Raw genomic sequence first — 17,437 nt, 5'->3', positions numbered from 1 at the left:
CATGACGATCCGACTCGGCTGCATCGCCGACGACTTCACCGGCGCCACCGACCTCGCCAACAACCTCGTACGCGCGGGCATGCGCGTCGTCCAGCTGATCGACGTACCCGCGCCCGGCACCCCGGGGCCGGTCGACGCGGATGCCGTCGTCATCGCCCTCAAGTCGCGGACCACGCCCGCCGAAGAGGCCGTCGAGGTCTCCCTGCGGGCCCTCGACTGGCTGCGCTCGGTGGGTGCGGAGCAGATCTACTTCAAGTACTGCTCGACCTTCGACTCGACCCGGGACGGCAACATCGGCCCCGTCACCGAGGCCCTGATGGACGCTCTCGGCACGGACTTCACGGTGGCCACACCGGCGTTCCCGGACAACGGGCGGACCGTGTTCAAGGGCCATCTCTTCGTCGGGGACGTCCTGTTGAGCGACAGCGGCATGCGCCACCACCCGCTGACGCCGATGACGGACTCCAACCTGGTGTCCGTACTGCGGTCGCAGTCCGCGCGCCCGGTGGGTCTGATCGACCACACCGCCGTCGCGGCCGGTGCGGACGAAGTCCTCGACCGTATCGAGGAGTTGCGCAAGGAGGGGTTCGGCGCCGCGATCGTGGACGCCGTCTCCAACGACGACCTCGTCACGCTCGGCGCGGCGGTCAAGGGCCTCCCGCTGGTGACCGCCGGTTCAGGGCTCGCCATCGGCCTGCCCGCCAACTGGGGCTTCGAGCCGTCCCGCGCCGCCGCCGGGCTCCCCGAGCCCGCGGGCCTCCAGGCCGTCGTCTCCGGCTCGGTGTCCACCGCGACCAACGGTCAGGTGCGGGAGTTCCTGAGCACCGGTCGGCCCGCGTTCAGCGTGGACCCGCTACGGATCGCCGCCGGTGAGGACGTCGCCGGGGAGGCCCTCGCCTTCGCCGCCCGGCACCTCGCCGACGGGCCGGTGCTCGTCTACTCCACCGAGACGCCGGACACCGTCAAGAGCGTGCAGGGCAGGCTCGGGGCCGCCGAGGCCGGTGAGCTGGTCGAGCAGACCCTCGCCCGCGTGGCGCGGGGCCTGGTGGACCTGGGCGTACGGCAGTTGGCCGTCGCCGGGGGTGAGACCTCCGGCGCGGTCGTGCGGGCACTCGGCCTCACCGGGCTGCGCATCGGTCCGCAGATCGACCCGGGCGTGCCGTGGTGCGCGGCGGCGCTGCCCGGCGGGGACACCCTCCACATCACCCTGAAGTCGGGCAACTTCGGCGGCCCGGGCTTCTTCATGGACGCCTTCGCCCGCCTCACGGCCTCCGGGGAGCCCGCATGACCCTCCCCTCCGAGCAGGCCGTGGACGCGGCCCGCGCCGAGATCGTCCGCGTCGGCACCAGCCTCTTCGCACGCGGGTACGTGCACGCCAGCGCCGGCAACCTCAGCGCCAGGCTCGACGACGCGCACCTGATCACGCCGACCGACGCCGCCCTCGGCTTCCTCGCGCCGGAGCGCCTCGCCCTGGTCGGCGCCGACGGCACCCGGGTCGCGGGCGACCGGGCCAGCAAGACGCTCACGCTGCACCGGCGGATCTACGAGGCCGACCCCACGGCCCGGTTCGTGATCCACACCCACTCCACGCACCTCGTCGCGCTGACCCTGGCCGGCGTGTGGAGCCGGGACGACGTGCTCCCCCCGATCACGCCGTACTACGTCATGAAGGTCGGGCACGTCCCGCTCGTCCCGTACCACCGGCCCGGCGATCCGCGCGTGGCCGACCTGGTCGCCGGGCACATCGCCCGGCGGGCCGCCGACTCCACCCCGATCAGGGCCGTGCTGCTCGACCGGCTCGGCCCGGTCGTCTGGGGCCCGGACGCCGCGTCCGCGCTCGCCGTGCTCGAGGAGCTGGAGGAGACCGCACGCCTCTGGCTCCTGACCGACCGCCGCCCCGAGCCCCTCCCCGTCCCCGCGCTCGACGAACTGAAGGCCACGTTCGGCGCCTCCTGGTGACCGCCGGGACGGCCGACCCATCCCCGTACGACCCATCCCCGTACGACCCGTCCCCGTACGACCGTTCATCTTCCTGCCCGAGAATCCCCTGAGCCGCAGATAGGATTCCGCATGTCCACGTCCACCGCGACGCCCGAGGCCCCCGACCTCGCCCGCGAGAACGCCGTGTTCCGCAAGGTCGTTCTCCGTATCGTCCCGTTCCTGGTCCTCTGCTACGTCTTCTCGTACCTGGACCGCGTCAACGTCGGCTTCGCCAAGCTGCAGATGTCCGACGACCTCGGCCTCAGCGAAGCGGCGTACGGGCTCGGTGCGGGGCTCTTCTTCATCGGCTACTTCCTCTTCGAAGTGCCGTCGAACCTGATGCTCCAGCGCATCGGCGCCCGCACCTGGATCGCCCGGATCATGATCACCTGGGGTCTGGTCTCCGGCTCGTTCATGTTCGTCACCGACGAGACGACGTTCTACGCGCTCCGCTTCCTCCTCGGAGCCGCCGAGGCCGGGTTCTACCCGGGCGTGATCCTCTACTGCACGTACTGGTTCCCGTCCCACCGCCGGGCCCGCGTCATCGCGATGTTCATGTCGGCGATCCCGGTGGCCGGTATCTTCGGCAACCCGCTCTCCGGCTGGATCATGGACGCCTTCCACGGGAAGAACGGCTGGCAGGGCTGGCAGTGGATGTTCCTGCTCGAAGCCATCCCGGCGATCCTGATCGGTGTGGCCTGCCTCTTCTACCTCGACAACGGAGTGCGCGGCGCCAAGTGGCTCTCCGACGACGAGAAGGGCATCGTGGAGGCGGCGCTCGCCAAGGACACCGCGCACCAGAAGCACGGCGGCGCCTGGGACGGCTTCCGCGACCCGAAGGTGTGGCTGATGTGCCTCATCTACTTCTGCTTCGTGATGGGCCAGTACGCGCTGACGTTCTGGATGCCGACCTTCGTCAAGTCGACCGGCATCGACGACACCCTCACCATCGGTGTGCTCAGCGCCGTGCCGTTCCTCGCCGCGCTCGTCGCGATGAACCTCTTCGGCCGCTCCGCCGACAAGCGCCGCGAGCGCCGCTGGCACCTGGTGATACCCAGCCTCATGGGCGCCGTCGGCTTCTCCCTGGCCGCGGGCTGGAGCGGCTCGACCACGCTCTCCCTCATCGCCCTGTCCTGCGCCGCCGCCGGTGTGCTGACCTGCGCCCCGCTGTTCTGGTCGCTGCCCACCGCGTTCCTCGGCGGCACCGCTGCCGCCGCAGGGCTCGCCGTGATCAACTCGGTGGGCAACCTGGCGGGCTTCGTCAGCCCGTACATGATCGGCGCGCTGAAGGACGCCACCGGGTCGGCCGAGATCCCGATGTACGTGCTTGCCCTGAGCCTCGTCATCGGCGCCGCCGCGGTCCTCACGACCAAGAAGCAGGTCGTCAACCGATGACCGGGACCGGGACCGGGACCGGGACCGATTCCGGGCCCGGGTCCGCGTCCGCTTCCGGGCCCGGGTCCGCGTCCACTTCCGGACCCGCTTCCGTACCGAGCACAGGAGCAGCCATGCCGAGGTTCGCCGCGAACCTGTCCATGATGTACACGGAACACCCCTTCCTCGACCGCTTCGCCGCGGCCGCCGCCGACGGCTTCGAGGGCGTCGAGTACCTCTTCCCGTACGACCACGACCCGGCCGAACTGCGCCGCCTGCTCGACCAACACGGCCTGCGCCAGGTGCTGTTCAACGCGCCGCCCGGCGACTGGGAAGCGGGCGAGCGGGGCCTCGCGTCACTGCCCGGCCGCGAGGCCGAACTGCGCGCCGGGACCGACCGGGCCCTGGAGTACGCGGCCGTGCTCGGCTGCCGCCAGGTGCACGTGATGGCCGGACTCGTACCCGCGGACGCGACCCCCGAGCAGTGGGCCGAGCGCCGCGCGACGTACGTGGCCAACCTGAGCTGGGCCGCCGAGAGGGCCGCCGCCGCGGGTGTGGATGTGCTCATCGAGCCGATCAACACCCGTGACATGCCCGGCTACTTCCTGAACCGGCAGGCCGACGCACACGCCGTCGTACGGGAGGTGGGCGCGCCCCACCTGAAGGTGCAGCTGGACCTGTACCACTGCCAGATCGTCGAGGGCGACCTGACGGCGACGCTGCGCCGGGACCTGCCCACGGGCCGCGTCGCCCATCTGCAGATCGCGGGCGTGCCCGACCGCCACGAACCGGACGACGCGAACGAGCTGAACTTCCGTCATCTGCTCGCTGTCGTCGATGAGTTGGGCTTCGGCGGGTGGGTCGGCTGCGAGTACCGCCCGCGCGCCGGCACGAGCGAGGGGCTCGGCTGGATCCGGGACCACGAGGGCGCACAGCACAGGAACAACCGAGGAGCACAGGCATGAGGATCGTGATCACCGGCGGATTCGGCTTCCTGGGGCACAAGGTCGCCGAGGCCCTGCTGCGGCGCCGCACCCTGGGCGGGGCGCCCGTCGAACGGCTCGTGCTCGCCGACCGGTTCGTGCCCGAGGGCTCACCGCTCCTGGCCGACCCCCTGGTGCGGGCGGTCCGCGGCGACCTCGTGGAACGGCTCGACGACCTCTTCGCGGAGCCCGTCGACGTACTGATCCACTTGGCGTCCGCCGTCTCCGCCGAGTGCGAGGCCGACTTCGACCTCGGCATGAGCGCCAACCTGGACACCACGCGGGCGCTCCTGGAGGCCGCCCGCGCCCAGGCCGCCGCGGGCGGTCCGCTGCCCCGGATCGTGTTCTCGTCCAGCGTCGCGGTGTACGGATCGGACGCCGCGCTGCCGCTGCCGCCCGTGGTGAGCGAGTCGACGCTGCCCGCGCCGCGCTCCAGCTACGGCGTGCAGAAGCGGATCTGCGAGCAGCTCGTCGCCGAGTACACCCGCCGCGGCTTCCTCGACGGGCGCGTGGCCCGCCTGATGACCGTGTCGGTACGCCCGGGCAAGCCGAACGCGGCCGCCTCCGGCTTCCTGTCCGGCATCGTCCGCGAGCCGCTCGCCGGGCTTCCGGCGGTCTGCCCGGTCAGCCCGGACCGGCGGGTCGCGCTCGCCTCGCCGCGGCGCACCGTCGAGGGGATCCTGCGGATCGCCGAGGCGGAGCGCGGCAGCGGCCCCGGCCGGCTGGACGGGGAGCTCCCGGTGAACCTTCCGGCGCTGACCGTCACCGTCGCGGAGATGCTCGACACCGTGCGGCGGGTCGCCGGTGACGCGGTCGCCGACCTCGTGACGGTCGAGCCGGACCCGGCGGTCGAGGCGATCGTCGGCTCCTGGCCCGCCGTCTTCGACAACGCGCGGGCGGCGGCGCTCGGCCTCGCACCCGACGACGGTTTCGAGGCGGTCGTACAGGCGTACGTCGAGGACCACCCGGAAGCCGTGACCGCCGGTGCGGCGGCCGCCGCCGGGGCGGTCGAGGGCTGACGGATAGACTGGCACGCATGTTCTCCAAGGTGAGTGGCCCAGTACGGCTTGCCGACCGGGTCGCGGCGATCCTCTCGGAGGAGATCGAGTCCGGACGCCTCGCCGAGGGCGACAAGCTGCCCACCGAGGTCGAGTTGGTGAAGCAGCTGGGCGTGAGCCGCACGGTGATCCGTGAGGCCGTGTCCCGGCTGCGCAACGCCGGCCTCGTCGAACCCCGGCAGGGCCGCGGCGTGTTCGTCATGCCGCGCCGCACCCGGCCGCTCGACCTGGAGGCGGACGGCGAGGGCTCCGCGACCAAGGCGAAGGTCCTGAAGATCGTGGAGGTCCGCCGCGCCATGGAGGGCGAGGCGGCCTCCCTCGCCGCGACCCGGGCCACCCCGGCCGACGTCGAGCGGATGCGGCAGGCCCTCACCGCGATCGACGAGGCCGTGGCCGCCGGGGGCGACGGCGTGGACGAGGACCTCGCGTTCCACCAGTCGATCGCCGAGTCGACGGGCAACGAGGTCATGGTCTCGACCGTCCGCTACCTCGGCGAGGTGCTGCGCGGCGGCATCCGCGTCACCCGCGCCAACGAGGCTCGCCGGGACGACTTCATCGAGGCGGTGCGGGTCGAGCACCACGCGATCCTCGCGGCCGTCGAGTCCGGCGACGCGCGCGCGGCCCGGGACGCGGTCCGCCGCCACATGAAGCATGCGGCTTCGCGCCTGCAGGACGCGGATGAGGGGTTCTGGACGGAGCGGGGCGACGTCGACGTGCGGTTGGACGACAAGAAGGACGTGCGGTTGGACGGCAAGAAGTAGGCACGGCCCCCCGGAGGGGCTCAGCGCGAGCCCCTCCGCACCAGCGTCCCCGCGACCCCCGCCCCCGTCCAGAACACCGCCGCGGGGCTGCCCAGGTCGCGGTTCACGCTCGTCGCGTCGATGATCCCGAACATCGTCAGAGTGCCCAGCGCCTCACCCCAATCCCGCACGCCACGACCGCCCCCGACATGCCGCCCACGTCCACGGGGCCGGTGCAGCGGTGGATGCCCGCCCCCGGGCCCAGCGGCAGGTCGGGGGCGGTCGGGGTCTCGTGCACGGGTGCGGCGGCGTCGTGGTCGCTCGCGCAGTTCCCCGCGCCCCTGAGGCATGCGGCTTCGCCGCCGCCTCCCCTGCACGCGCCCTGGAGATGCGGCACGGAGTGCGCATCTCAGGGCAACTACGCGACGCGTAAGGGAGTTGCCCCCCACCGCTCTCTTTCCACACCAGAAACCCTTCACTTGCCACACCGGAAACTCACCGATACGCTTTCCGATGTGGAAACTGACACGCACTTCCCCGACCGGCCCACCCCCGACGAGGCGCGGGCCGCGCTCGCCGACGCGGCGTGCGTCCAGGAGTCGACGGCGGCCCGCTCCGCCACCCCCTGGCCGCTCTGGTTCGCGACGGTGATCACGGCGTACGTCGCGCTCTTCCCCGTCGCCTACGGAGGGATGCTCAGCGACCGCGACTGGCTGCTCCCTACCCCGGCCTGGACGGCGACGCTCGCGGTGTCGACGCTCGTCTACCTGGCCCTCTTCGCCTACGCGGGCCGCGCCTGGCGGCGCCGCACGGGCGTCGCGCTCCGCTTCGACGTCCTGCCGAAGACGGTGACCGTGCCGCTGGTGACCGGACTCCCGCTCCTGCTCGTGGGCTCGGCCTGGGCGTTCAAGCTCACGGGCCGGTCGGCGTGGATCGTCGCCGCCTCAGCCCTCGCCGCCGCGGTGTCGGTCGGCTTCCACCTCGCCTTCGTACGACTGCACCGCAAGGCCGGCGCCCGTTGAACGGCTTCGACCACCTGATCCACGCCCCGAACCGGCTGCGCATCTGCGCACTCCTGGAGGCGGCGGGGGAAGCCGAGTTCGCGGTGCTGCAGGAGCAACTCGGCCTGTCCGCATCGGTGTTGAGCAAACACACAGGAGCACTGATCGATGCCGGGTACGTGGAGCAGCGCAAGGCCGTGCGGGACACCCGGCAGCGGGTGTGGCTGCGGCTGACGGCCGCGGGCCGCAAGGCGTACCAGGGGCACTTGGCGGCGCTGCGCGAGATCGTCGGCCCCTGAGACCTCGCCGGTCGGTGTCTCGGATCCCAGAACATCGGGGCAGGCCTACGGGAAGGGGCGCGGGCCCGGACGTAACCTCCCGCCATGGCCCAAGTACCCGCCGCCGCTCAGGTGCTCGCGATCCTCCGTTACCTCGCCGGGCAGGCAGGCCCTGTGCCCGCGGCGGCGATCAGCCGGGACGTCGGGGTGCCGCGCTCGACCACGTACCACCTGCTCGACACACTGGCGCGCGAGGGTTTCGTCGTGCATCTGCCGGAGGAACGGCGGTACGGCCTTGGGGTCGGGGCCTTCGAGCTCGGCTCCGGCTACAGCCGTCAGGCCCCGTTCCAGCGCCTGGCCCGGGTGCCGCTGGCGAAGCTGGTCGACCGTACGGGCCACAACGCCCACCTCGCCGTGCTGCACGGGCGCGAGGTCATCTACGTCATCGAGGAACGCGCCCCAGGCCGGGCCCCGCTGGTCACCGAGGTCGGCGTCCGGCTGCCCGCCCATCTGACCGCCAGCGGCCGAGCGGTCCTCGCGGGCCTCTCCCCGGCACAGGTACGCGCCCTGTTCCCCGACACCTCCGCGTTCGTCCTGCGCAACGAGACGGGCCCCGGTTCACTCACCGCGCTCCGCCACCTGCTCGTGGAGGCCCGCCGCCGCGGGTACGCCACGGAGGACGGCGAGGTGACCCCGGGCTTCGCCTCGGTCGCCGCGGCCGTCCTCGACCACCAGGCACACCCGGTGGCCGGGGTGGCGGTCACGTTCCCCGCGGCGGAGGTCGACGCGGCGGAGCAGCGGCGGATCGCGGCCCAAGTGTCGCGTACGGCCGAGCAGTTGAGCCGTCGGATCGGCGGGGCGGGTTCCTGACCCGCCCCGCCGACGCCCGCCGGTTCAGCCCAGCTCGCCGGTCACCGACTCGGCGGCGGCGAGGGCGCGGCCCTCGCGTACGTACTGGACGGCGTACTCGATCTCCGGGGCGAGGTAGCGGTCCGTGCCGGGGCCCTCGACGTGCTCGCGCAGGCCCGCCAGGACGGCGGCCGTGGCGGGGGACGGCTCCAGCGGGGCGCGCAGGTCGAGGGCGCGGGCCGCGGTGAGGATCTCGACGGCGACGACCCGGGTCAGGCCGTCGATCGCGCGGCGCAGCTTGCGCGCGGCGGACCAGCCCATGGACACGTGGTCCTCCTGCATGGCGCTGGAGGGGATCGAGTCCACCGAGGCCGGGGCGGCGAGCCGCTTGAGCTCGGAGACGATTCCGGCCTGGGTGTACTGGGCGATCATGTGGCCCGAGTCGACGCCGGGGTCGTCGGCGAGGAACGCGTTGAGGCCGTGGTTGCGGGCGACGTCCAGGAAGCGGTCCGTACGGCGCTCGCTCAGCGAGGCGAGGTCGGCGACGGAGATCGCGAGGAAGTCGAGGACGGCGGCCACGGGGGCGCCGTGGAAGTTGCCGTTGGACTCGACGCGGCCGTCGGGTGTGACGACGGGGTTGTCGATGGCGCTGGCCAGCTCGCGGTCGGCGACCGTCTCGGCGTGCGTGAGGGTGTCGCGGGCGGCGCCGTGCACCTGCGGGCTGCAGCGCAGCGAGTACGCGTCCTGCACGCGGGTGCACTCGGGGCCGCGGTGGCTCGCAACGATCCCCGAGTCCTTGAGCAGCGCGGTGAGGTTGGCGGCGCTCGCGGCCTGGCCCGGGTGCGGGCGCAGGGCCTGGAGGTCGGCGGCGAACACGGCGTCCGTGCCGAGCTGGCCCTCGACGCTCATCGCGGCGGCGATGTCGGCGGTACGCAGGAGCAGCCTCAAGTCATGGGCGGCCATGACGAGTTGGCCGAGCATGCCGTCGGTGCCGTTGATGAGGGCCAGGCCCTCCTTCTCGTGCAGCGTGACCGGGGTGAGCCCGGCGGCGGCGAGCGCGTCGGCGGCGGACACCAGCTCGCCGGCGGCGTCGCGCACCTGGCCCTCGCCCATGACGGCCAGGGCGCAGTGGGCGAGCGGGGCGAGGTCGCCGGAGCAGCCGAGGGAGCCGTACTCGTGCACGACCGGGGTGATACCGGCGTTGAGCAGGTCCGCGTAGGCCTGCGCGGTCTCGGGGCGCACACCGGTACGGCCGGTGGCGAGCGTCGAGAGGCGGAGCAGCATCAGGGCGCGGACGACCTCACGCTCGACCTCGGGGCCGGAACCGGCCGCGTGGGAGCGGACGAGGCTGCGCTGCAGCTGGGCGCGGAGCTCGACGGGGATGTGGCGGGTGGCGAGGGCGCCGAAGCCGGTGGAGACGCCGTAGTGCGGAACCACGTCGTCGGCGAGGTTCTCGATCACCTTGCGGCTCTGGGAGATCTCGCCGAGGGCTTCGTGGCTGAGGGTCACGCGGGCCCCGTGCCGGGCGACGGACACGACATCGGCGGCGGAGAGGGGGCCGACCCCTACGAAGGTTTCGTTCATGGGTCAATGAAGCCTGAGGTCGGGGGGGTTTCGGCAGGGGGTACGGAGGGGTTGCTGTCTGGCATCCCAGACGCTTGACGGTGCCCCTGACAGACGAGAACCGGCGGCACCGCGTGGTTCGCGGTGCCGCCGGTTTTCCTCCCCTGACCCGCCCCTTCCCGAAAGCCTGCGGCGCTTCGGGGCTCCGCCCCGGGCCCCGCTCCTCAATCGCCGGAGGGGCTCAATTTGAGCCCCTCCGGCGATTGAGGAGGCCCGTCCGGCGAGGACTTTCGGGAAGGGGCGGGGAGGGGAACAGAACGCCCTACGCCCGAGGTGCGGTCTCCAGTGGCTCGGCGGCGTCCACCGACTCACGGTCAACCGGCTCGGCGGAACGCAACCCCGGCCGTACGAAGAGGAAGAACACCGCCGTCATCAGGGCCAGCCACACCCCACCCACGATCAGGGCGATCCGCGTGTCCTCGGAGAACGCGAGCAGCACGACCACACCCGCCATGAAGACGATCGTGACGATCTGCCCGTACGGCCAGAAGGGGGCCGGGTACTTGAGCTCCGCGACCTCTTCCGGGGTCATCCGGCGGCGGGCGGCGACCTGGGACAGCAGGATCATCAGCCAGACCCACACCGTCGCGAAGGTGGCGATCGAGGCGATGACGAGGAAGATCCGTTCCGGCATCAGGTAGTTGAGCACCACGCCGAACAGCAGGGCGCCGATCATGATGCCGACGGTCATCGTGGGCACGCCGTTGCGGGAGACCTTGCGCATGACGGCCGGGGCCTGGCCGCGCTCGGCCATGCCGTACATGATCCGGCCGGCCGCGAAGATGTCGCTGTTGATCGCGGAGAGCGCCGCGATGATCACGACGAGGTTCAGCACGCCCGCGGCGGCCGTGACGCCGAGCCCGGCGAAGATCTCCACGAACGGGCTGCCCTCGGCCCCGATGTGCTTCCACGGGTCGAGCGACATGAGCACGGCGAGGGTCAGGACGTAGAACAGGATGATGCGTACGGGGATGGTGTTGACGGCCTTCGGGATCGTCTTCTCCGGGTCCTGCGCCTCACCGGCCGTGACGCCGATGATCTCGGTGCCGCCGAAGGCGAACATCACCACGGCGAAGGAGAGCACGAGCCCCTGGACCCCGTTGGGCAGGAAGCCGCCGTGGCTCCACAGGTTGGAGACGCTCGCGCCGCCGTCGCCGCCGATGCCGAAGACGAGGATGGCGAGCCCGCCGAGGATCATCGCGACGATGGCGACGACCTTGGCGAACGACAGCCAGAACTCCAGCTCGCCGAAGACCTTCACACTGAACAGGTTCATCACGCCGATGACGGCGACGGCCGCGAGCAGCCAGATCCAGCGGGGCACGTCGGGGAACCAGAAGCCCATGTAGAGCCCGAGGGCCGTGATGTCCGCCAGGCAGACGACGATCATCTCCAGGGCGTACGTCCAGCCCGTGAGGAAGCCGGGCAGCCTTCCGAGGTATTTTGTTGCGTATTCACCGAACGATCCCGCGCACGGACTGCTCACCGCCATCTCGCCCAGCGAGCGCAGCACGAGGAAGACCGCGGCACCGCCGATGAGATAGGCCAGCAGGACACCGGGCCCGGCCGCCTTGATGGATTCCGAGGAACCGTAGAAGAGACCGGTTCCGATGGCGGAACCCAGGGCGATGAAGCGTATGTGCCGGGACTTGAGCCCGCGCTGCAGGGACGACGAGGTGTCGCTGGTCAAGGAAGGGCCTCCTTGGAACGCCGTGTTCCGGACGAGGTGGCGGGGTTGGATCACGGGCCGGTCTACGGCTTCCGTCGGCACATCCCGCATGACGAGGGCCTTGTATATTCCTGTATATACAGGCCCGTCAAGAGGTGGACCAATGGGTGAACGAGAGACGACGTCGAGCGCCTCGCCCGCCGTCGGGCGAGCCCTGGACATTCTCCTGCATCTCGCGGGCCGCTCCGGACCGGTGCAGGCGGCCGCTCTCGCACGCGAGCTCGGCATCCCCCGCTCGTCGGCGTACCACATCCTCACCGTCCTGGTGGACCGCGGCTTCGTCACGTATCTGCCGAAGGAGCAGGCGTACGGCCTCGGGGTCGCCTCGTTCGAGATCGGCTCGGCCTATCTGCGGCACGAACCCCTGGAGCGGCTCGCCCATCCGATCCTGCGCAGCGCCTCCGCCCGACTCGGGCAGACCGTGCACCTGGGCATCGTGCACGGGGCGGAGACGGTGTACCTGCTCAAGGAGCGCCCGCCGTCCGGCCGCTCCGGCGAGGCGGACCTGGCGCTCGTGACCGATGTCGGCGTACGGCTGCCCGCCCACCTCACGGCCAACGGCCGGGCCGTCCTCGCGCACTCCTCACCGGCCCAGCTGCGCGCCCTCTTCCCGCGCCAGGCCAGCCTGATCACGCGGACGGGCAAGGGGCCGCGCTCGCTCGCCGAGCTGATCGACCTGCTCGCCACCGACCGGGAACGCGGCTGGTCGGAGGAGGTCGAGCTGGTCTCCGACGGGTTCAGGTCGCTCGGGGTAGCGGCGTTCGACCACAACGAGCGGCCCGTCGCCGCGCTCAGCTCCACCTGGCAGCGGCACTACAGCAAGCACTCCCCCGACGAGGTGCGCGAGGTCCTGGAACGCGCGGCGGCCCGGTTGACGGCCGCGATGTCCGGCCGGCGTCCCGCGTCCGGTACGCGCCTCAGTGCGCGTCGAACGTCCCCTCCAGGCGGTAGCGCGAGCCAGGGTGGATCAGCCGCGTCACGCTGACGACCGCCTCGCCCGACCAGGTACGCCGCCGGATCAGCAGGCAGGGCTCGGACGGGCCGACGCGCAGGATCTCGCACTCCTCGGCCGAGGGCAGCACGGCCTCGACGATGTGCTCGCCCCGGCCGAGCGGCGCGACCTCGGACAGGAACGCGTACGGCGTACGGGCCGTGAAGTCCTGCCGCAGATAGCCGGGCGCGAAGTCCGGGTGCACGAAGCGGTCCTCCAGCTGAACCGGGTTGCCGTCCTCCAGGTGCACGACCCGGGAGCGGTACGCGCTGCGCCGCCCGTCGAGCCCGAGCTGGGCGCCGGTCTCCGGGTCCGGGAGCTCCTCGCGCAGGGAGAGCACCCGGGCGGTGTGCTGATGGCCGCGGCCCCGGATCTCGTCGGCGATGTCGTGCACCTCGACCAGCGCCGAGCTGCTCTTGCGCCGCCCCACGAAGGTGCCCACACCCATCACGCGGCGCAGCAGGCCCTCGGCGCTCAGCTCGCGCAGGGCCCGGTTGACGGTCATCCGGGACAGGCCCAGGGACTCCACGAACTGGCTCTCCGAGGGCAGCGCCTGCCCCTCGCGCCAGCTCCCGCCCGCGATCTGGCCCGCCACCAGGTCCTTGACCCGCTGATAGGCCGGGGCCGAGCCGGGCTCCTGCGCCGCATAGAGCCTGGCGAGTTCCTCAGCGCTCACGACCAAGCCGTCCACCGTCCTCGTCCCCCATCGGCCCGCCGTGCCGCGGCCCGAGACTCACCGGCAGTGTAGGCGAGGCGACTTGCCCTGGTCAGGGCGGTCGCGGCAGGGGCCGCGGCGGATCGCGTTCTCGGATCCGAGAACTTCGCGGCCCGTCGCTGGATCGCGGCTCGCGCCGGGCCTGTCATGGAGCACACAGCATCCCCCGTACCTCCTCGTACGGCGTGTGCCTGCGTACCTCCGTACCTCGTACCTCCGTACCTCCGTACCTCGTACCTCCGTACCTCCGTACCTCCGTACCTCCGTAAGCGACCTGGAGTGAACATGACCGGCACCTCCCCCGATGCCCGCCACATCCGCGCACCCCGTGGCAGCGAACTCACCTGCCTCGGCTGGCAGCAGGAGGGCGCCCTGCGCATGCTCATGAACAACCTCGACCCGGAGGTCGCCGAGCACCCCGAGGACCTGGTCGTCTACGGCGGCACCGGCAAGGCCGCCCGTGACTGGGCCGCGTACGACGCGATCGTGCGGACCCTGAAGTCGCTCAAGGACGACGAGACGATGCTCGTGCAGTCCGGCAAGCCCGTCGGCGTCATGCGCACCAGCGAGTGGGCGCCGCGTGTGCTGCTCGCCAACTCCAACCTGGTCGGCGACTGGGCGAACTGGGAGGAGTTCCGCTCCTTGGAGGCGCGCGGCCTCACCATGTACGGGCAGATGACCGCCGGTTCCTGGATCTACATCGGCAGCCAGGGCATCCTCCAGGGCACCTACGAGACCTTCGGCGCGGTCGCCCGCAAGAAGTTCGACGGCACGCTCGCCGGAACCATCACGCTGACCGCCGGTGTCGGCGGCATGGGCGGCGCCCAGCCGCTCGCCGTGACGATGAACGACGGTGTCGCGATCTGCGTCGACGTCGACGAGACCCGCATCGACCGCCGCATCGGCACCCGCTACCTCGACGTCAAGGCCGACCACCTGGACCACGCCCTGGAGCTGGCCGTCCAGGCGCGTGACGAGCGCCGCGGCCTGTCCATCGGCGTCGTCGGCAACGCCGCCGAGGTCTTCCCGGAGCTGCTGCGCCGCAAGGCCCCGATCGACATCGTCACGGACCAGACCTCCGCCCACGACCCGCTCGCCTACCTGCCCGTCGGCGTCTCGGTCGAGAACTGGGACAAGGAGCGCGAGGCGGACCCGGCCGGGTTCACCGAGCGCTCGCGGCAGTCGATGCGGCTGCACGTGGAGGCCATGGTCGGCTTCCTCGACGCCGGTGCCGAGGTGTTCGACTACGGCAACTCGATCCGCGACGAGGCCCGCAAGGCGGGCTACGAGCGCGCCTTCGCCTTCCCCGGCTTCGTCCCTGCGCACATCCGCCCGCTGTTCGAGGAGGGCCTCGGCCCGTTCCGCTGGGCCGCCCTGTCCGGCGACCCGAAGGACATCGAGGCCACCGACAAGGCCATCAAGGAGCTGTTCCCGGAGAACGAGCACCTGCACCGCTGGCTCGACATGGCCGCCGAGCGCGTCTCCTTCGAGGGCCTGCCCGCCCGCATCTGCTGGCTCGGCTACGGCGAACGCCACCGCGCCGGCCTGAAGTTCAACGAGATGGTCGCGAACGGCGAGCTGTCCGCCCCGGTCGCCATCGGCCGCGACCACCTGGACTCCGGCTCGGTGGCGTCCCCGTACCGCGAGACCGAGGCGATGCTCGACGGCTCCGACGCGATCGCCGACTGGCCGCTGCTCAACGCCCTCGTGAACACCTCCTCCGGCGCCTCCTGGGTCTCCCTCCACCACGGCGGCGGCGTCGGCATGGGCCGCTCCATCCACGCCGGCCAGGTCTGCATCGCCGACGGCACCGAACTGGCCGCGCAGAAGCTGTCCCGGGTGCTCACCAACGACCCCGGCATGGGTGTCATCCGGCACGTCGACGCCGGGTACGAGCACGCCGGTGACGTGGCCCGCGAGCGCGGCGTGCGCATCCCGATGACCGAGGGCGAGGCCAAGTGAGCGCCACTCTCTCCGTCCCCGTGGACGCGCCCGCGGAGCGGTGGCACGGCCGGGACGACGGTCCCGGGGACGCCCATCTGCGCTGGCACCACGTCGTCCGTACGGCCTGTGGTGAGCCCGGCCCGTGGGACGCGGCGTTCGTCGGCTTCCGCAGCGACGAGGGCGTACGGCGCAACAAGGGGCGGCAGGGCGCGGCGAACGGTCCGCGCGAGCTGCGGGCCGCCCTCGCGTCGATGGCGCTCCCGGCCCCGCTGACCGCGCTCGACGCCGGTGACGTCGAAGTCGCCGACGGAGACCTGGAGTCGGGCCACCGGCGCCTCGGCGAGGCCGTCACCGCGCTGCTCGACAGCGGCTCCCCGGTGATCGTCCTCGGCGGCGGTCACGAGGTGGCGTACGGCACGTATCTGGGCCTGCGCGACTGCGGCGTGCTGCGGTCCGGCGGACGGCTCGCCGTGCTGAACCTGGACGCGCACTTCGACCTGCGCGACGACGTCCGCCCCAGCTCCGGCACGCCGTTCCTGCAGATGGCGCGGAGCGAGGAGGAGCACGGTCGGCGGCTGAACTACCAGGTCCTCGGCGTGAGCCAGCCGAGCAACACCGAGCATCTGTTCCGTACGGCGGACGCGCTCGGCGTGCGGTATCTGCCGGACACGGAGTGCGGGCTGCTCGACGTGGCCAGGGTGGACGCGTTCACCGACGCGTTCGTCGACGGCGGTGACGTGCTGCACCTGAGCATCGACCTCGACGTGCTGCCCGCCGCGGTCGCGCCCGGCGTCAGCGCCCCGGCCGCGCACGGCGTGCAGATGGAGATCGTCGAGCGCGTCTGCGCCCGGATCGCGGCGAGCGGCAAGCCGCTGGTCGTGGACGTGGCGGAGCTCAACCCGGACCTCGACGTCGACCACCGGACGGCCCGCGCGGGCGCCCGGCTCGTCCACCGCATCCTGACGACACGTCACGCGGCGGTCCGGAAGGCCTGACAGGCCCTCACGATCTGGTCGCCGGGCCGCGCAGCAGAGGACAGCCGCGGCCCGGCGACCGCACCAACCTTCCTCGGCTCGCTCCTTCGGCTTCCTCCCTCGGCCCGGGTGTCCCTCACACACACGGGCTACCGGGGCCGGGCGGGTGCGGCGCCCGGCCCCGGTCGTATGACCAGCGGGTTCGGTCGGCGGCACGGACGGGTGCCGCCCGTTCGGCGGTCCGTACCGAGGTGCTGACGCCCGCACCGGCCACGTTCCATGAGAGCGCGGCGCGGTCAGGCAGCCGACGGATCCGGAACGACGGCCCGCGCCGGGAAGTGGGGTTCCCCATGCGTCCTGCACACCTGCTCGGCTCCCTCGCCGTCTCCTCCCTCGCCGTCGTCGGCGTCGCCGGGGCGGCCGTGGCGGAACCGCAGCCGTCCCTGTCCATCACGCCGAGCCCGGCCCCACCCGGAGCGTCCGTCGTGGTCTCCGTCTCCGGCGGCTGCACCGCCTCCTCCGCGACCGCCACGTCCGACGCGTTCACCCGCAGCGTCCCGCTCTCCTCCGGCTCCGGCGGCTTCTACACCGGCAACGCCACCATCAAGCGGAACGCCCGCCCCGGCAGCCACACGGTCGACGTCGCCTGCCCCGGCGGCGGCACGTCGACCTATTCGATCACCGTCGCCGGCCCGTCCGCCTCTCCCTCACCGACCCGGGGCGTACGCGGCGGACTCGGCGGCGCGCACGAGGGCACCACCGGCACGGACATCGCGATCGGCGTGGGCCTGGTCGCACTCGCCGGGGCGGGTACGGTCGCGGTCCTGCGCCGCCGCGCCCGCGCCGGCGCCTAGGCCGTCTCCTTCGGATCTTGCAACGTCGCGGGGCGTGGACTGGTCCGCATGGTTGACGAGCCCCGCGTGGAGCTGACCCCCGCGGCCGCCGAACTGGTGCGGCGGCTGCGGGCGCACCACGGACCGCTGATGTTCCACCAGTCCGGCGGCTGCTGCGACGGCAGCGCGCCGATGTGCATCCGGAGGGCTGGGTCCGCCTCCCCGATCTGTGCGGATCAGGCCACGGCGTCATGGGGGTCCCCGTTATCTTCTTCGCGGTCCTGCAAGAGGGCCGCTGGCCTTCGGGCCCGGCATGACTGTGTCCCCCTGTCGAAGACATGACCTGGGGGGTGGTGTCACCGGGT

17 protein-coding genes and 1 pseudogene are annotated in these 17,437 nt (G+C 72.2%); 14 read left to right on the top strand and 4 right to left on the bottom strand.

The window, feature by feature from the left end; translation table 11 throughout:
- Nucleotide 1 precedes the first annotated feature (1 nt).
- From otnK to QIT00_RS26205, 6 genes are all read left to right on the top strand, one after another.
- Nucleotides 2–1,288, top strand: coding sequence for a 3-oxo-tetronate kinase (gene otnK, locus QIT00_RS26230; RefSeq protein ID WP_282537873.1), 1,287 nt, complete (start codon nt 2–4; stop codon nt 1,286–1,288).
- Nucleotides 1,285–1,959 carry a class II aldolase/adducin family protein gene (locus QIT00_RS26225; protein WP_282537872.1) on the top strand — a complete coding sequence of 225 codons (675 nt, stop codon included), beginning with the start codon at nt 1,285–1,287 and terminating at the stop codon, nt 1,957–1,959. Before otnK ends, QIT00_RS26225 begins: the two co-directional genes overlap by 4 nt.
- A gap of 111 nt (nt 1,960–2,070) precedes the next feature.
- The gene (locus QIT00_RS26220) at nt 2,071–3,375 is read left to right on the top strand and encodes an MFS transporter (RefSeq protein WP_282537871.1); all 1,305 of its coding nucleotides are present in this window, start codon (nt 2,071–2,073) and stop codon (nt 3,373–3,375) included.
- 113 nt (nt 3,376–3,488) lie between these two features.
- Nucleotides 3,489–4,319 carry a 2-oxo-tetronate isomerase gene (gene otnI / locus QIT00_RS26215; RefSeq protein WP_282537870.1) on the top strand — a complete coding sequence of 277 codons (831 nt, stop codon included), beginning with the start codon at nt 3,489–3,491 and terminating at the stop codon, nt 4,317–4,319.
- Nucleotides 4,316–5,356 (top strand): D-erythronate dehydrogenase, encoded by a 1,041-nt coding sequence (denD, locus tag QIT00_RS26210; RefSeq protein ID WP_282537869.1) that lies wholly within the window; start codon nt 4,316–4,318, stop codon nt 5,354–5,356. Before otnI ends, denD begins: the two co-directional genes overlap by 4 nt.
- A gap of 17 nt (nt 5,357–5,373) precedes the next feature.
- On the top strand, nt 5,374–6,156 hold the full coding sequence (locus QIT00_RS26205; RefSeq protein ID WP_282537868.1) for a FadR/GntR family transcriptional regulator: 783 nt from the start codon (nt 5,374–5,376) through the stop codon (nt 6,154–6,156).
- A 20-nt stretch (nt 6,157–6,176) separates the two neighbouring features.
- On the opposite strand, the gene QIT00_RS26200 is transcribed toward QIT00_RS26205, so the two are convergent.
- Nucleotides 6,177–6,326 carry a hypothetical protein gene (locus QIT00_RS26200; protein WP_282537867.1) on the bottom strand — a complete coding sequence of 50 codons (150 nt, stop codon included), beginning with the start codon at nt 6,324–6,326 and terminating at the stop codon, nt 6,177–6,179.
- A gap of 324 nt (nt 6,327–6,650) precedes the next feature.
- On the opposite strand from QIT00_RS26200, the gene QIT00_RS26195 reads away from it, so the two are divergent.
- From QIT00_RS26195 to QIT00_RS26185, 3 genes are all read left to right on the top strand, one after another.
- The gene (locus QIT00_RS26195; RefSeq protein ID WP_282537866.1) at nt 6,651–7,157 is read left to right on the top strand and encodes a hypothetical protein; all 507 of its coding nucleotides are present in this window, start codon (nt 6,651–6,653) and stop codon (nt 7,155–7,157) included.
- Complete coding sequence (locus QIT00_RS26190; protein WP_282537865.1) at nt 7,154–7,435, top strand: transcriptional regulator; 282 nt, start codon at nt 7,154–7,156, stop codon at nt 7,433–7,435. Before QIT00_RS26195 ends, QIT00_RS26190 begins: the two co-directional genes overlap by 4 nt.
- Before the next feature lie 84 nt (nt 7,436–7,519).
- Nucleotides 7,520–8,284, top strand: a complete 765-nt coding sequence (locus tag QIT00_RS26185; protein ID WP_282537864.1) for an IclR family transcriptional regulator — start codon at nt 7,520–7,522, stop codon at nt 8,282–8,284.
- Nucleotides 8,285–8,308: 24 nt separating this feature from the next.
- Here the strand turns inward: QIT00_RS26185 and hutH are convergent, their stop codons facing one another.
- Both hutH and QIT00_RS26175 read right to left on the bottom strand, forming a co-directional pair.
- Nucleotides 8,309–9,847 (bottom strand): histidine ammonia-lyase, encoded by a 1,539-nt coding sequence (gene hutH, locus QIT00_RS26180; protein ID WP_282537863.1) that lies wholly within the window; start codon nt 9,845–9,847, stop codon nt 8,309–8,311.
- Nucleotides 9,848–10,148: 301 nt separating this feature from the next.
- Entirely contained in the window at nt 10,149–11,576 is a 1,428-nt protein-coding gene (locus QIT00_RS26175) for an amino acid permease (RefSeq protein WP_282537862.1), read from the bottom strand.
- 142 nt (nt 11,577–11,718) lie between these two features.
- On the opposite strand from QIT00_RS26175, the gene QIT00_RS26170 reads away from it, so the two are divergent.
- A complete protein-coding gene (locus QIT00_RS26170; protein WP_282537861.1) occupies nt 11,719–12,600 on the top strand; it encodes an IclR family transcriptional regulator in 882 nt (293 codons plus the stop codon).
- Here the strand turns inward: QIT00_RS26170 and hutC are convergent.
- Entirely contained in the window at nt 12,533–13,282 is a 750-nt protein-coding gene (gene hutC, locus QIT00_RS26165; RefSeq protein WP_282537860.1) for a histidine utilization repressor, read from the bottom strand. The genes QIT00_RS26170 and hutC overlap by 68 nt on opposite strands.
- Before the next feature lie 324 nt (nt 13,283–13,606).
- Between hutC and hutU the strand changes: the two genes are divergently transcribed.
- The 4 genes and pseudogenes from hutU to QIT00_RS26145 form a co-directional block, all read left to right on the top strand.
- Entirely contained in the window at nt 13,607–15,283 is a 1,677-nt protein-coding gene (gene hutU, locus QIT00_RS26160; RefSeq protein ID WP_282537859.1) for a urocanate hydratase, read from the top strand.
- Nucleotides 15,280–16,260, top strand: coding sequence for a formimidoylglutamase (hutG, locus tag QIT00_RS26155; protein WP_282537858.1), 981 nt, complete (start codon nt 15,280–15,282; stop codon nt 16,258–16,260). Before hutU ends, hutG begins: the two co-directional genes overlap by 4 nt.
- 329 nt (nt 16,261–16,589) lie before the next feature.
- Nucleotides 16,590–17,093, top strand: a complete 504-nt coding sequence (locus QIT00_RS26150; protein WP_282537857.1) for a hypothetical protein — start codon at nt 16,590–16,592, stop codon at nt 17,091–17,093.
- Nucleotides 17,094–17,141: 48 nt separating this feature from the next.
- A pseudogene (locus tag QIT00_RS26145) lies at nt 17,142–17,273 on the top strand (DUF779 domain-containing protein); the annotation flags it as partial.
- Nucleotides 17,274–17,437: the final 164 nt, after the last annotated feature.

This window comes from Streptomyces luteolus (assembly GCF_029968015.1).
Classification (GTDB): Bacteria; Actinomycetota; Actinomycetes; order Streptomycetales; family Streptomycetaceae; genus Streptomyces; species Streptomyces luteolus.
Note: the sequence above shows the minus strand (reverse complement) of the source record. Positions and strands in the feature narration are given on the sequence as shown.

What these genes read in the sequence shown, in the direction of transcription:
- QIT00_RS26205 (WP_282537868.1), top strand. Translation starts at nt 5,374, where the DNA reads ATGTTCTCCAAGGTGAGTGGCCCAGTACGGCTTGCCGACCGGGTCGCG.
- hutH (WP_282537863.1), bottom strand. Translation starts at nt 9,847, where the DNA reads ATGAACGAAACCTTCGTAGGGGTCGGCCCCCTCTCCGCCGCCGATGTC.
- QIT00_RS26220 (WP_282537871.1), top strand. Translation starts at nt 2,071, where the DNA reads ATGTCCACGTCCACCGCGACGCCCGAGGCCCCCGACCTCGCCCGCGAG.
- QIT00_RS26150 (WP_282537857.1), top strand. Translation starts at nt 16,590, where the DNA reads ATGCGTCCTGCACACCTGCTCGGCTCCCTCGCCGTCTCCTCCCTCGCC.
- QIT00_RS26170 (WP_282537861.1), top strand. Translation starts at nt 11,719, where the DNA reads ATGGGTGAACGAGAGACGACGTCGAGCGCCTCGCCCGCCGTCGGGCGA.
- otnI (WP_282537870.1), top strand. Translation starts at nt 3,489, where the DNA reads ATGCCGAGGTTCGCCGCGAACCTGTCCATGATGTACACGGAACACCCC.
- otnK (WP_282537873.1), top strand. Translation starts at nt 2, where the DNA reads ATGACGATCCGACTCGGCTGCATCGCCGACGACTTCACCGGCGCCACC.
- hutU (WP_282537859.1), top strand. Translation starts at nt 13,607, where the DNA reads ATGACCGGCACCTCCCCCGATGCCCGCCACATCCGCGCACCCCGTGGC.
- QIT00_RS26225 (WP_282537872.1), top strand. Translation starts at nt 1,285, where the DNA reads ATGACCCTCCCCTCCGAGCAGGCCGTGGACGCGGCCCGCGCCGAGATC.
- denD (WP_282537869.1), top strand. Translation starts at nt 4,316, where the DNA reads ATGAGGATCGTGATCACCGGCGGATTCGGCTTCCTGGGGCACAAGGTC.
- QIT00_RS26185 (WP_282537864.1), top strand. Translation starts at nt 7,520, where the DNA reads ATGGCCCAAGTACCCGCCGCCGCTCAGGTGCTCGCGATCCTCCGTTAC.